Genomic DNA, 14529 nt, shown 5'->3' with positions numbered 1-14529 from the left:
GCAGCGCTTCTCGGGCTGCCGGTTTTTCAAGAAAAGGGAGCGCTGCTCATGGGATTGTTCGAGTACAAAAATCCAAATGTGCAGAAGATCCAAATGTGGGAGCGAGCCTGCTCGCGAATGCGCTGGTTCAGGCGATTGTGATGTTGAATGTGCTGCCGCCTTCGCGAGCAGGCTCGCTCCCACAGGTACGGCGTACACATGACATTTGAGGGACCATTGAACGACAAATGAAATGCTCCGGAGCCCTGCGCTCTGGCTGTGAGCTATCTCTGACAATTCCAACAACAAGAGAGGCAATGGCAATGGGTGTATACGATTACAAGAACTTCGGCACAGCCGATTCCGCGGCGCTGTTCAGCGATGCCATGGCGATCACGCTGTATTCCTATCACAACCTCGATAACGGTTTCGCCGCAGGCTACCAGCACAACGGCTTCGGCCTGGGTCTGCCGGCGACGCTGGTTACCGCGCTGATTGGCGGCACCGATTCGCAAGGGGTGATCCCCGGTATCCCGTGGAATCCCGATTCGGAAAAACTCGCCCTCGAGGCCGTGCAAAAGGCCGGCTGGACGCCGATCAGCGCCGAGCAATTGGGCTATGAAGGCAAGACCGACGCACGCGGGACGTTCTTCGGCGAGAAGTCCGGCTACACCAGCGCACAAGTGGAAATCCTCGGCAAGTACGACGCTCAGGGTCACCTGACTGAACTGGGTATCGCCTTTCGCGGCACCAGCGGCCCGCGCGAAATCCTCATCGGTGATTCGATTGGCGACGTGATCAACGATCTGCTCGCGGCGTTCGGCCCGGCCGATTACGCAAAAAACTACGTCGGTGAAGCCTTTGGCAATCTGCTTAACGATGTGGTCGCATTCGCCCGGGCCAACGGCCTCAGCGGCAAGGACGTGCTGGTCAGCGGTCACAGCCTCGGCGGCCTGGCGGTGAACAGCATGGCTGACTTGAGCGCTGGCAAGTGGGGCGGGTTCTTCGCCGATTCCAACTACATCGCCTACGCCTCGCCGACGCAAAGCAGCGGCGACAAGGTGCTGAATATCGGATACGAAAACGACCCGGTGTTTCGCGCCCTCGACGGTTCGACCTTCAGCAGTGCCTCGGTGGGCGTGCACGACGCGCCTCACGCATCGACCACCGACAACATCGTCAGCTTCAACGATCACTACGCCTCGAACGCCTGGAACGTGCTGCCGTATTCGATCCTGAATATCCCGACGTGGATTTCGCACCTGCCCACCGGTTACGGCGACGGCATGACCCGCGTGCTGGAATCGAAGTTCTACGACCTGACTAGCCGCGACTCGACGATCATCGTCGCCAACCTGTCCGACCCGGCGCGGGCCAGCACTTGGGTGCAAGACCTCAACCGCAACGCCGAAACCCACAAGGGCAGCACGTTCATCATCGGCAGTGACGGCAACGACCTGATCCAGGGCGGCAGCGGAAATGACTATCTGGAGGGGCGCGCCGGAAATGACAGCTTCCGCGACAGCGGCGGGTACAACATCATTTTGGGTGGGCAGGGCAGCAACACCCTCGACTTGCAGCAGACGGTAAAGAGCTTTGATTTTGCCAACGACGGCGCTGGCAACCTGTACATCCGCGATGCCAACGGCGGGATCAGCATCACCCGTGACATTGGCAGCATCGTCAGCAAAGAGCCGGGGTTTCTCTGGGGCGTGTTCAAGGACGACGTGCTACACAGCGTCACGGCCAGCGGTTTGAAAGTCGGCAGTAACCTCAGCGCTTATGAATCGAGCGTTAGAGGAACGGCCGGCGCTGACACACTGAAGGCGCATACCGGCGGCGACTGGCTGTTTGGCCTTGAGGGCAACGATCATTTGCTCGGCGGCGCGGGCAATGATGTGTTTGTCGGTGGTGCGGGCAATGACCTGCTGGAATCGGGCGGCGGGGCGGATACGTTTCTGTTCAATGGCGCGTTTGGCCAGGATCGTGTGGTTGGCTATACGGCCGATGACAAACTGGTGTTTCTTGGCGTGCAGGGCGTATTGCCGGGGGATGATTTGCGCGCCCATGCGTCGGCGGTCGGGCAGGATACCGTGCTGACGTTCGGTGGGGATTCGGTGACGTTGGTGGGGGTGGCGCTTGGGAGTTTGAGTGCCGACGGGGTTGTTATCGCCTGAGGTTGATGCGGGGCCTTTGGCGGCCCCTTCGCGAGCAGGCTCGCTCCCACAGGGGATTTGTGGACGACGCAGATCCAGTGTGGGAGCGAGCCTGCTCGCGAAAAACGATCATTCAAGCCAAGTCAGTCTTCCTTGCGCACGGTCGCGACTTCATCGGCGCGAACCTTGACCTTGGCGCCGGAAATATCCTCGAACTCATAGAAACCGTCTTCGGTCTCGGTCTTCGGCATGTCCTCGGTCAGGTACTGGGTGCCGTTCTGCAACGTCACCACGGTCTGGGTCGAACAGCCGCCCAGCGCCAACAGGGCTGCGACCGCTACAGGAATACCCAGCATCTTGATTTTCATACCCACCTCTGACTCCTTGCTTGAATGTGATTGCGGGCATTGTCGGCCCTGTAACGCGGTTGGTGCCAGCATCGGCGGAAAAGTTCGATGGCGGCGCAAAAAAATGCCATTGATCTTTTTCCGTTTGCGCCGGGCAGGGCTGAGCTGGTATCTGTACGCATAACCAGTGTTCGCTTGCCGTGGCTTTGAATTCCCGTGACCTCCAACCCTCTCGACGATCCGTTCTATTACCTCAACAACTTCCGGCAAGTGCTTGATTGGCTTGGACTTCGCTATGCCGATGTGATGAGCACAAGCGAGCACGGCTTCATTCGCGACTTCAACACGCTGCCGCAAGCCTCTCAGGGATTGCTGGTACGCATGGTCATGCGCAAGGGCATTCACTTTCGCGCGAGCAAACTCAATTATCTGGAAATCGGCGACATTGCCGAGGCGGCGCGGCCGTTGCTCGATCGCGGCTGGCTCGATGAACAGGCGGATTTGACACTGGCAGAACTGTTCGATGTCTTGCTCAAGGCCGAGCTTTTGCAGGCATTCGGCGCCTCTATCGAACAGCCGAAAGGGCGCAAGGATGAATGGCTGCCGGTGCTGGCCGAACAGTTCACCGACGCGCAAACCCTGCGCGCCTGGGCGCCGCAACTGGCTGAGCGGCTGTTCAGCCTGACCCTGATGGACCTGTGCGATCGCCTGCGCCTGATGTTCTTCGGCAATCTGTATCAGGACTGGTCGGAGTTCGTGCTGGCCGACCTGGGCATCTTTACCTATGAAAAAGTCGAGTTCTGCGCCGATTCCCGAGGCCTGCGCAGTCGCGAAGACGTCGACGCCTGCCTGTTCCTGCATCAATGCCAGTTGCGCTTCGAAGCCGGTGAAGCGCTGGACGAGATCGTCGAACAGATCAACGCCGTGCAATTCGACAACCCGTGGCTGCGCCGCCGGCAAGCCAAGGCGTTGTTCCAGATCGGCCAGTACGCCGAGCGCATCGGCGACTTTGCCCTGGCCCTGAGTGTTTACCGCGACTGCGCCTACCCGGGCGCACGACTGCGGATGATCCGCGTGCTTGAACGTTGCGGCGAATATGCATTGGCGCTGGAACTCGGCACGCTGGCCGAACAGGCACCGCAAAGCGCGGCCGAGCAGCAAGGCTTGCAGCGCATCGTCCCGCGCCTGCGGCGTAAACTCGGCGGCCCGCCGCTCAAGCGTGCCAAGGCCAGAGAGGTCGAGCGCCTCGATTTGCACTTGCCGCGCATCGATCCGGCGCGGTCGGTGGAGTTTCATGTGCAAGCGCACTTGCACGCCGATGACGGCCCGGTGCATTACGTCGAGAACAGCCTGATCAATTCACTGTTCGGCCTGTTGTGCTGGCCGGCGATCTTCGCGCCGTTGCCGGGTGCGTTCTTTCACCCGTTCCAGCGCGGCCCGGTGGATCTGCTCAGCGAAGACTTCCTCGAGCGCCGTGCCGAGCTGTTTCAGGCCTGCCTGGGCGAACTCGATGACGACCGCTACGCCGAGACGATTCGCCAGCGCTTCGTCGACAAGTGGGGCATCCAGTCGCCGTTCGTGTTCTGGGGCGCGCTCAATGAAGACTTGCTGGAGCAGGCGCTGGCCTGTCTACCCGCCAAGCACCTGAAACACTGGTTCAACCGCCTGCTGCTCGACATCAAGTCCAACCGTGCCGGCATGCCGGACCTGATCCAGTTCTGGCCGCAGCACAAGACCTACCGGATGATCGAAGTCAAAGGCCCCGGCGACCGCTTGCAGGACAATCAACTGCGCTGGCTGGAGTTCTGCCACGAGCACCAGATGCCGGTGGCCGTGTGTTACGTGCAATGGGCGGAGCAGAGCGCTTGAGTTACAGCGTTGCCGTGCGTGCACTGTGCGAGTTCACCGCCAAGACCGGCGACCTCGACCTGCGCTTCACCCCGTCACCAACCGCGCTGGAAGGCATCGTCGGCCATCGTACCGTGGCCTCGCGGCGCAGCGAGCAGTACCAGAGCGAAGTGGCACTGCAAGGCGAATTCGGCGAGCTGAAGGTCAAGGGCAGGGCGGATGGCTACGATCCGGCGCAAAACTGCCTGGAAGAAGTCAAAACCTATCGCGGCGACCTGAGCAAGCAACCGGCCAATCACCGCCAGTTGCACTGGGCGCAGGCGAAAATCTACGGCTGGTTGATGTGCCAGAAGCTGCAACTGCAGCAGATCAATTTGGCGCTGGTGTATTTCGACGTCGTCAGCGAAAAGGAAACCTGTCTGGTCGAATCCCACAGCGCCGAATCGCTCCAGGGGTTTTTCGCGCAGCAGTGCGCTTTGTTCCTGCAATGGGCCGAGCAGGAAATGGCCCACCGCGAGGCGCGCAATCTGGCCGCGCAGCAACTGGCGTTCCCGCACGCGGATTTTCGTCCCGGCCAACGGCATCTGGCCGAATCAGTGTTCAAAGCCGTCAGCACCGGCCGCTGCCTCATGGCCCAGGCGCCGACCGGCATCGGCAAAACCCTTGGCACGCTGTTTCCGATGCTCAAGGCCTTGGCGCCGCAACAACTGGACAAGGTGTTCTTTCTCACCGCCAAGACTCCCGGACGCAAGCTGGCGCTGGATGCCAGCCAGGTGTTGTTCAGGCAAACGCCGGACTTGCCGCTGCGGGTGATGGAAATGGTTGCCCGCGACAAGGCCTGCGAACATCCGGACAAGGCCTGTCATGGCGAATCCTGCCCGCTGGCCCAGGGTTTTTATGATCGCTTGCCGGCCGCCCGCGGAGCCGCCAGCCGCATCAACCTGCTCGATCAGGCGGCGATGCGTGAAGTCGCCGCGCAGCACAGCGTGTGCCCGTACTACCTGAGTCAGGAAATGGCCCGCTGGGCGGATGTGGTGGTTGCCGACTACAACTATTACTTCGACTTCAGCGCGCTGCTGTTCGGTCTGGCCCAGCTCAATCAGTGGAAAGTCGCGGTGCTCGCCGACGAGGCGCACAACCTGGTCGAGCGCGGCCGGCAGATGTACAGCGCCAGCCTCGACCAGTTCACCCTCGCCAGCGTGCGCAAAACCGCGCCGGCCGCGCTGAAGAATTCGCTGCAACGGGTCAATCGCGAATGGAACGCGCTGCACGCGCCGCAACTGGCGGCGTATCAGGCCTACGACAAGGCGCCGGACAAACTCCTGCAAGCCATCTCCCTGTGTTGTGCGGCCATCGGCGATTACCTCAACGAACATCCGCAAGGCCTCGACAGCGGCCTGCAGAATTTCTATTTCGACTTGCTGCAATTCGCCCGGGTCGCCGAGCTGTACGACGAGCATTACCTGTTCGATATCAGCAAACGCGACCTCGACCGCAAGCGTCCACTGTCGCAACTTTGCCTGCGCAACGTGGTGCCGGCCGCGTTCATCGGCCCGCGCCTGAGCGCGGCGCGCAGCAGCGTGCTGTTCTCGGCCACGCTGAGCCCGCGCAACTATTACGCCGACCTGCTCGGCACGCCCGCCGATACGGTGTGCATCGACGTTGAATCGCCGTTCAGCGCCGAGCAATTGCAGGTGCACATCGTCAGCCAGATCTCCACGCGTTTTAACCATCGCCAAGCCTCGCTGGAGCCGATCGTCGAGCTGATCGCCCGCCAGTTCAGCGAGCGCCCGGGCAACTATCTGGCGTTCTTCAGCAGTTTCGATTACCTGCAACAGGTCGCGACCTTATTGGCCGAGCGCCATCCGCACATCATCCAGTGGTTGCAATCGCGGGGCATGGCCGAGGGCGCGCGGCAGGCGTTTCTCGACCAGTTCAGCGCCGACAGCCAGGGTGTGGGGTTTGCGGTGTTGGGCGGCGCATTTGGCGAGGGCATCGATTTGCCCGGTGCGCGGCTGATCGGCGCGTTCATTGCCACGCTGGGTCTGGCGCAGCTCAATCCGGTCAACGAGCAGATGAAGCGGCGCATGGCCGCCATTTTCGGCGCCGGTTACGACTACACCTATCTTTACCCGGGCATGCAAAAAGTCGTACAAGCCGCCGGGCGGGTGATTCGCACCCGTGAGGATCGCGGCACGGTCATGCTCATCGACGACCGCTTTGCCGAAAGCCGCATCAAACAACTGCTGCCGCGCTGGTGGGCGATCAAAAGCGAACCGGCGCTTTTCAAATCGGCGGATTCACGCATACTTCAGCCCATGACAGTGGCTGGTGAGTGTGATGAGTGAGAACAACAGAACCGCAGCGATCGAAGACAGCCGATTCCGGCTGCTGATCGACGCGGTTGTCGACTACGCGATCTACATGATCGACCCCGACGGTACCATCACCAGTTGGAACTCCGGCGCCAAACGTTTCAAAGGTTATGAAGAAGCCGAGATCATCGGCGAGCACTTCTCGCGCTTCTATACCCCTGAAGACCGCGCCAACGGCATGCCGCAGCGGGCGCTCGACACGGCAATTCGCGAAGGTCGCTTCGAAGGCGAGGGCTGGCGCGTGCGCAAGGACGGCACGCACTTCTGGTCCCACGTGGTGATCGACCCGATTATCGACCCCAACGGCAAGCTGCTCGGGTTCGCCAAGATCACCCGTGACCTCACCGACCGCAAAATGGCCGAGGAAACCCTCAAGCAAAGCGAACAGCAGTTCCGCCTGTTGGTGCAGGGCGTCACCGACTACGCGATCTACATGCTCAGCCCCGAAGGCTGCGTCAGCAACTGGAACCAGGGCGCGCAGCGCATCAAAGGCTATTTGCCGGAAGAGATCATCGGCCAGCATTTTTCGATTTTCTACACCCCCGAAGACCGCGAACTCGGCGAGCCGCAGCGCTCGCTGGAGATTGCCACTCGCGAAGGCCGCTTCGAGAACCGCAGCTGGCGGATGCGCAAGGACGGCACGCGCTTTCTTGCCCACGTGGTCGTCGATGCGATTCGCGGCGACACCGGCGCGTTGCTCGGCTTCGCCAAGATCACCCGCGATGTCACCGAGGCCCACGAAGCGCAGCAGGCCCTGGAAAAGACCCGCGAGGCGTTGTTCCAAGCGCAGAAGATGCAGGCGATCGGCCAACTCAGCGGCGGCATCGCCCATGACTTCAACAACCTGCTGACGGTGATTCTCGGCAACCTCGAGATCGTGCAGAAACGCATCGGCGACGCGCCGAAAATCGCTCGTCTGCTGGAAAACGCCACCCAAGGTGCCTTGCGTGGCGTCTCGTTGACCCAGCGCATGCTGGCCTTCGCCCGTCGTCAGGAGCTCAAGACCGAGTCGGTGGATATCCCGCAACTGGTGCAAGGTATCACCGGGCTGCTGCGCAGTTCGCTCGGGCCGGGGATTCGCATCGAAACGCGCTTTCCCGACGACCTGCAGCCAGTGCTGGCCGATAGCAATCAGCTGGAACTGGCGATCCTCAATCTCGCCACCAATGCCCGCGATGCCATGCCCGACGGCGGCACGGTGATCATTCAGGCGCAAGCCGAAGTGGTGCTGGAACAAACTCATTCGACATTGGCGGCGGGGCGTTACGTGTGCCTGAGCCTGATCGACAGCGGCGAAGGCATGGACGAAGCCACGCTGGCCTGTGCCCGTGATCCGTTCTTCACCACCAAAGGCCTGGGCAAAGGCACCGGGCTGGGCTTGTCGATGGTGCACGGCTTCATCGAGCAGTTGGGCGGGCGCTTTATTCTGAAAAGCGAGAAGGGCCAGGGTACGGCGGCCGAGCTGTGGATTCCGGTGGCGCTTGAGCGTACGGCCAGTCGCCCGGCGTACAGCAACGCCGCGCCCATTGCGGTGCCGAGGCTCAGTGTGCTCGTGGTCGATGACGATTCGCTGGTGCTGACCAGCACCAGTCTGCTACTGGAAGATCTCGGCCATCGAGTCATCGGCGCAACGTCCGGCGCCCAGGCGCTGGCGCTGTTCGATCAGGGCGAAGTGATCGATCTGGTAATCACCGACATGGCCATGCCAAAAATGAGCGGCGCGCAACTGGCCCATGCGTTGCGCATGCTCAAGCCGGATCTGCCGATCATTCTCTCCACTGGATATGCCGAACGCCTCGAGGGTTTTGCCGCTCAACTGCCGCGCCTGCCGAAACCGTTCACCCAAGCGAGTCTGGTGCAGATCATCGCCCAATCGATGAAGTGACTCGCTGGTCGATCCGGCTGAACTAGTGCTGACGCGTGCCTTTCCAAAGGTCTTGTTCACTTTTGGAGGGCACGTCTCTTGTCTCGCATATTGACCCAGCCAAGCGCTGTTGAAGAAGCCTTGGCCGAACACGACGCCAAGATGTTTGGCTCACCCAAGGAACGCCTGGATTTCTATCGCCGGGAAATCCAGTACGAAACCAGCATCCTCGCCAACCGCACCGACGCCTACCTGGCGGCGCAGTCGTTCCTGGTGATCGCTTTCGCCTCGTGCATGGCCAACCTCAATCCGGAGTGGGGCAAGATGTTCACCCTCGTCGTGCCGCCGTTTCTGGCATTGCTCGGCGTGCTCAGTTCATTGAATGCCTGGCCGGGGATTCGTGCGGCGTACGACATCATCGACCACTGGCACTTCAAGCAGAGCCAGTTGCTGCACAGCGAGCCGGTGATGGGCGCGGCGTATGACGAGTCCCCGCTGTTCAGCGAGATGGAATCGAGCCACAAGGGCTATCGCAAGTCGCTGCTGTTCTCGGTGCGTACGCCTTGGATTTTTGCGACGTTCTGGGTGATGTTGGGGGTGTATGCGGTGTTTATTCAGGTGACCAATCCTTGAGGTGGATTGGTCGGGACAGGTGCTGGATGTTGTGGTGTTAATGAGATTTTACCCCCTCACCCCAGCCCTCCCGAAACGTCGGACCGCCCCCAAGGGGGCGAGGGGGAAAGGGAGCAGATTTTCACGCTTTTCAAAATTTGTATTCGACTCGATTTTCAGGTCGATGAATAACGAAAAAACACACCGGTCAGTCCCCTCTCCCTCGGGGAGAGGGCTAGGGTGAGGGGCTTTTGACTTTTATTACGCAGTTTCCAGCTCACGCCGCGGCGTAACAGCATTCTGCACCGCCGCCGGAATCGGCGGGAAATCCTCATTCAGTACACACAGATGATCAATCGCATCTTCAAATTTCGCATCGGCTTTCTTGCGCAGTGCCCGGTATTGCTCAAAGCGTTCGAAGTCGGTCGGCGTCTGTTCCAGCAGCGCGTTGGCCGCTCGGTTCAGTTCGTGGGCTTCTTCGAACAGTTGACGATTGCGTTCCAGAGCCAGTGCTCTGCAAGCCTTGATTTGCGCAGGAGTCGAGCATTCGTTCATGACCGTGACCTTGTTTGTGTCGGGGTTCCGTTTAATAGGCTGTTCACCGCAGGGGAACCGAACCTGCCGGGCCGCGCTGATGATTGGCGCGGTTAAAGTTGTGACCGTTGGGTCGCGCCTGGCGATCCATTTTTTTGCAGAAAAATCTTCGATAAATTTCAGCCAAGCGCAGCGGCTGAAGAATCAGCTTTTTCGTTGCTTCAGGCGTTCATAGCGCGCCAGCATCGGTTGTGTGCTGATGCCATGCAGCAGAATGCTCAGGGCCACCACCGACAAAGTGACGTCGGTGCAGACCTTGGCCACGTCGGAATCCAGGCCATGGTTCAGGGCGAAGAACAGATAGAACAGGCTGCCGATGCCACGAATGCCAAACCAGCCGATCAACAAACGCTGCGGCCCGCTGAGCAGGTTGCCCCACGGCATCAGCGCCACGCTCAGCGGGCGAATCAGGCAGAACAGCACCGCGCCGATCCACAGCGCGCGCCAATCCCAGTGGGCAATCAGCACGACGCCAAGCAGGGTCACCAGAAACACTTCCATCGCCCGCTCGACCAGACTGCCGAATGCGAGCATGTCGCCCATCATGATCCCGGCCGCGACCTGGCTGTCTTCCAGTTGTTCGGTGTCGCCATGCACGGCGTTTTCAGGTTCGATGTTCTGATGGCCGACCACCGGCTGCACCAGATGCTCGGCAGGGGCCTGAGTGATGCCGGTGGATTTCACTTCTTCCTGACGCAGGCCGAGGCCGGCAGCGAAGACCGCGAGGAAGCCGTAGCCGCCAATGGCGTCGGCCACCACGTAGGACAGCGCGATCAGCGCCAGCGTCAGGTAATCGTTCGGGCCGAGGGTGCTGTCCTCGTTGTGAATGCGCAGCAGCAGGGCGATCCGGCCGATGCCGCGACCCATCCAGTAACCGGTGAGCAAACCCGCCGGCACCGCCCACAAAAGGCTGCGAATTACCCAGTGCTGCCACTCGCCGGCGCTACCGTCACCGTGCAGCAACAGCAGGCCGAGAATGACGAAAGGGAAGGCCACGCCATCGTTGAGCCCGGCTTCACCGGAGAGGCCGAAGCGCACGCGGTCGACGTCCTGCGCATCATTGACCTGCACCAGCGCGGCGAGGACCGGGTCGGTCGGCGCCAGCATCGCGCCGATCAGCAGCGAAGGCGCCCACGCCAATTGCAGGCCCCAATGCAGCAACAGACACACGCCGATGATGCTCAGAATCATCACCGGCCCCGCCAGCCCGAAAGCAATGCGCCAAGTCTTGTTGCTCAGTGGCAAACGCAGCTTCAGACCGCAGACGAACAAGGAAAACAGCACCGCGACTTCCGTCAGGTGCTCCATCCACAAGGATGATTCTTCCAGCGACAGTTTCAGCAAGTCGAGGCCGCTGGGGCCGATGGCGATGCCTAGCAGCAGGCACACCGCCGAGGTGGTGACCGGCATCCAGCGCAACCATGACGATGTCAGGGCCAGCGTCAGCAGCACGGCGCCGAGCACCGCGACCCATACGCCGAAACTCATGACCGCTCACTGCAGTGAATTACCAAGGACAGGCGCACCGGCTCAGCTCACGGTCGTGCGCAGGTACTCGGGGATGAGCACGTTGAACCACAGCAGAATCATCGACACGAGCATGGTCACCAGCACCAGCAGGCCAACGCCCCACACGCACGCCGAATACAACAGGCCTTGTTCCTTGCGTTCATGCATGAAGGTCGGCAGGCCGACAAACAGCAGGAACGTCGAATAGATCGACGCGGCGCCGAGCACCAGAATCGCCAGCCAACGACTCGGGTATAGCCCGGCAATCCCGGCGAGGAAAAACGGCGTCACCGTGTAAGCGGCAAAACCGATGCATTGATTCAACGTTGGCCGCGCATCGAAGGAACGCGACATCCAGCGAATGAAGCCGCCAATGATCGCTACACCGGCCACGATCGTCACGTACAGCAACACGCTCAGTTGCAAGGCGCTGGCCGTGCTCAACCGCACGTTTTCACCGACGGCGAGGCTCCAACCGACTTGGGTGGTGCCAATGAACAGGCACACGGCCGGAATCAGCGCGAGCAGCAGCAGATGGGCGAGATAGTGGCGGGGATGGGTTTCTTCTTCGCGGCGGATATCGGTCCAGGCGAAGTTGGGTTGGGTGAAGAGTCTGACGAGGGGGGCGGACATGACAACCTCCTGTTCCTGATGGCCCGTAGGCGCTTACAGGTATGGAGGGATGCCATGCCGCTCGGGTTCAGTTTTTCTGCTGCACGGTTACAGCATCGGCTTGCCGCCGGTCACGCCGTAGCGCTGACCGGTGATGTAGCTGGCTTCATCGGAGGCCAGCAGCACGTAAATCGGCGCGACTTCCACCGGTTGGCCCGGACGGCCGAGCGGGGTGCTGCCGCCGAAATTCTGCACTTCCTCGTCGGGCATGGTCGAGACGATCAGCGGTGTCCAGATCGGGCCTGGGGCGACGCTGTTGACGCGAATTTCCTTCGGCCCGAGCATCTGCGCCAGACCGCCGGTGAAGTTGGCGATTGCACCTTTGGTGGTGGCGTAGGCCAGCAGGGTCGGCTTGGGCATGTCCGAATTGACCGAGCTGGTGTTGATGATCGAGGAACCGGGGCGCATGTGTTTGATCGCCGCCTGGCAGATCCTGAACATGGCCGTGATGTTCACATCGAAGGTCATCACCCATTCGTCATCGGGGATCTCTTCGAAGTTCTCGTGGGTCATCTGGAACGCGGCGTTGTTGACCAGCACGTCGATGCGGCCGAAGCGCTCGACGGTCTTGTCGACCAGCGCCTGGCACTGGGCTTTTTCGGCGATATCGCCCGGCAGCAGCAGGCACTGACGCCCGGCCTGTTCGACCCAGCGTGCGGTTTCCTTGGCGTCTTCGTGTTCATTCAAGTACGCCACGGCGACGTCGGCGCCTTCACGGGCGAAGGCAATCGCCACCGCGCGACCAATGCCGCTGTCAGCGCCAGTGATCAGCGCAATCTTGCCGGCGAGACGGCCGGAACCGACGTAGCTTTGCTCGCCGCAGTCTGGATACGGCTCCATTTTGCGTTGCGAGCCGGGCACCGGTTGGGCTTGTTTCGGGAAGGGTGGTTTTGGATAGTCAGTCATCGCAGGGTCTCCTGATTTCAAGGCCAGTGTTCCGGGTTGACCCGGTGGGTTTGCCTTGAGTTCGATTGGATTTGCGATGGATTTAGTTGGCTATGCAAAACCAATGTGGGAGCGAGCCTGCTCGCGAAAGCGATCTGTCAGACGATAAATATGTCGACTGACAGTACGCTTTCGCGAGCAGGCTCGCTCCCACAGGGGATCATTTACACAGGGGAATCTAGGGGCAGGATCAGAGATTGCGGTTAGCCAGCGCCCGCTCCATCCGCGCAATCCCTTCTTCCAGCAACGCCCTCGGGCAACCGAAGTTCAAGCGCACGAACTGCTGATGCTGGTCACCAAAATCGAGCCCGGCGCTAAGCCCGACCTTGCCCTGTTCGAGGAAGAACCGCTGCGGATCAGGCAGGTCCAGCGCCGTGCAATCGAGCCACGCCAGATACGTGCCCTGCGGCACGTTGATGGTCACGCCCGGCAGGCGCGTGCGCACTGCGTCAACCAGCCAGTCGCGGTTGGCCTGCAAATAGGTTTTCAGCTCGGCGAGCCACGGCCCGGCTTCGCTGTAGGCGACGCGGGTGGCTTCCATGCCCAGCGGGTTGACGCTGTCGACCATGCCGCAGCGAGCGTGGTTGACGCGTTCGCGCAGAGCGGCGTCCTGAATGATCATGAACGAGGTCTTCAGACCGGCGATGTTGTAGGCCTTGCTCGCCGACATCAGGGTGATCGTGCGTTTGGAAATCTCGGGGCTCAGCGATGCGGTAGGTATGTGCACGCGGCCGTCGAAGCACAGCTCGGCGTGGATTTCGTCGGAGATGATCCACGCGTCCTGCGCTGCGCAAATGTCTGCGATGGCCTGCAACTCCTCACGGTCGAAGACCTTGCCGATCGGGTTGTGCGGGTTGCTCAACAGCAGGGCGCCGCCGCCTTTCAGCGACTCGCGCAGTGCGTCCAGCGGCGTGGCGTAAGTGCCATCGGCCTGGGCGTTGAATTCCAGCTCGACCTTGTTCAGGCCCCAATGCCCCGGCGCATGACGCAGTGGCGGGTAGTTCGGCACTTGCACGACGACATTCTGCTGCGCCTGGACCAAAGCCTTCAGCGCCATGTTGAAGCCGGATTCCACGCCCGGCAGGAAGATCAGCTCCTGCGGTTTGACCTGCCATGAATACTTGTTCCACAGGTCGGCGACGATGGCTTCGCGCAGGTTGTCCTGGGCCACGCTGTAACCGAGCAGCGGGTGCAGCAGGCGCTGTTGCAAGGCTTCGACGATGACCGGCGGCGCGGCGAAATCCATGTCAGCGACCCACATCGGCAACACATCGGCCGGGTAGCGGCTCCACTTGGTGCTGCCAGTGTGGTGGCGGTCGAAGAGCTGATCAAAATCGAAAGTCATGCGCGGTCTCGTCAAGGCGGAGTTGGTTCTGCCGGACATTCTATGCGCAACGCCATCTGTGTGGGAGCGAGCCTGCTCGCGAATACGTCGGGTCAGGCCGCATCGAGTTGAATGACCCAGCGCTTTCGCGAGCAGGCTCGCTCCCACAGGGGGGTGTGCACTGGCTGGAAATCCGGGCCAGACACCCGACGGTCGGTTTTCACACAATCGGCAAGGTCTTTGTCTACAGTGAAAAAGTCGGCGCCAAGGCGTCGCAACCGTGATTGTCCAGATAAAGCCCGGC

At 61.1% G+C, this 14529-nt stretch carries 11 protein-coding genes; 5 read left to right on the top strand and 6 right to left on the bottom strand.

The genetic code is table 11. The features are described from left to right. The first annotated feature begins 302 nt into the window (after positions 1-302). Positions 303-2156: a polyurethane esterase gene (locus ND528_RS20225; protein ID WP_263471180.1), complete on the top strand. Its 1854-nt coding sequence runs from the start codon at positions 303-305 to the stop codon at positions 2154-2156. A gap of 122 nt (positions 2157-2278) precedes the next feature. On the opposite strand, the gene ND528_RS20220 is transcribed toward ND528_RS20225, so the two are convergent. After that, a complete protein-coding gene (locus ND528_RS20220; protein ID WP_016774830.1) occupies positions 2279-2503 on the bottom strand; it encodes a YgdI/YgdR family lipoprotein in 225 nt (74 codons plus the stop codon). 195 nt (positions 2504-2698) lie between these two features. Here ND528_RS20220 and ND528_RS20215 point away from each other — a divergent pair, with 195 nt between their 5' ends. From ND528_RS20215 to ND528_RS20200, 4 genes are all read left to right on the top strand, one after another. Further along, entirely contained in the window at positions 2699-4351 is a 1653-nt protein-coding gene (locus tag ND528_RS20215) for a VRR-NUC domain-containing protein (protein ID WP_263471036.1), read from the top strand. Continuing rightward, positions 4348-6678 carry an ATP-dependent DNA helicase gene (locus tag ND528_RS20210; RefSeq protein ID WP_263471035.1) on the top strand — a complete coding sequence of 777 codons (2331 nt, stop codon included), beginning with the start codon at positions 4348-4350 and terminating at the stop codon, positions 6676-6678. The genes ND528_RS20215 and ND528_RS20210 overlap by 4 nt, the downstream gene beginning before the upstream one ends. Beyond that, positions 6671-8590: a hybrid sensor histidine kinase/response regulator gene (locus ND528_RS20205; RefSeq protein ID WP_263471034.1), complete on the top strand. Its 1920-nt coding sequence runs from the start codon at positions 6671-6673 to the stop codon at positions 8588-8590. The genes ND528_RS20210 and ND528_RS20205 overlap by 8 nt, the downstream gene beginning before the upstream one ends. A gap of 78 nt (positions 8591-8668) precedes the next feature. Next, on the top strand, positions 8669-9202 hold the full coding sequence (locus ND528_RS20200) for a hypothetical protein (RefSeq protein ID WP_016774826.1): 534 nt from the start codon (positions 8669-8671) through the stop codon (positions 9200-9202). Positions 9203-9442: 240 nt separating this feature from the next. On the opposite strand, the gene ND528_RS20195 is transcribed toward ND528_RS20200, so the two are convergent. The 5 genes from ND528_RS20195 to ND528_RS20175 all read right to left on the bottom strand — a co-directional run bounded on the left by ND528_RS20195 (position 9443) and on the right by ND528_RS20175 (position 14246). Then, positions 9443-9736 carry a hypothetical protein gene (locus ND528_RS20195; RefSeq protein WP_039761510.1) on the bottom strand — a complete coding sequence of 98 codons (294 nt, stop codon included), beginning with the start codon at positions 9734-9736 and terminating at the stop codon, positions 9443-9445. Positions 9737-9919: 183 nt separating this feature from the next. Continuing rightward, the gene (locus ND528_RS20190) at positions 9920-11263 is read right to left on the bottom strand and encodes a cation:proton antiporter (RefSeq protein ID WP_263471033.1); all 1344 of its coding nucleotides are present in this window, start codon (positions 11261-11263) and stop codon (positions 9920-9922) included. A gap of 42 nt (positions 11264-11305) precedes the next feature. After that, positions 11306-11917, bottom strand: a complete 612-nt coding sequence (locus tag ND528_RS20185; RefSeq protein WP_016774823.1) for a Yip1 family protein — start codon at positions 11915-11917, stop codon at positions 11306-11308. Between the two features lie 87 nt (positions 11918-12004). Beyond that, positions 12005-12862 carry a glucose 1-dehydrogenase gene (locus ND528_RS20180; RefSeq protein ID WP_263471032.1) on the bottom strand — a complete coding sequence of 286 codons (858 nt, stop codon included), beginning with the start codon at positions 12860-12862 and terminating at the stop codon, positions 12005-12007. Between the two features lie 229 nt (positions 12863-13091). Further along, entirely contained in the window at positions 13092-14246 is a 1155-nt protein-coding gene (locus tag ND528_RS20175) for a MalY/PatB family protein (RefSeq protein ID WP_263471031.1), read from the bottom strand. Between the last annotated feature and the right edge of the window lie 283 nt (positions 14247-14529).

This window comes from Pseudomonas mercuritolerans (assembly GCF_025706525.1).
Taxonomy (GTDB): Bacteria; Pseudomonadota; Gammaproteobacteria; order Pseudomonadales; family Pseudomonadaceae; genus Aquipseudomonas; species Aquipseudomonas mercuritolerans.
This window is presented reverse-complemented; position numbering and strand designations above follow the sequence as displayed.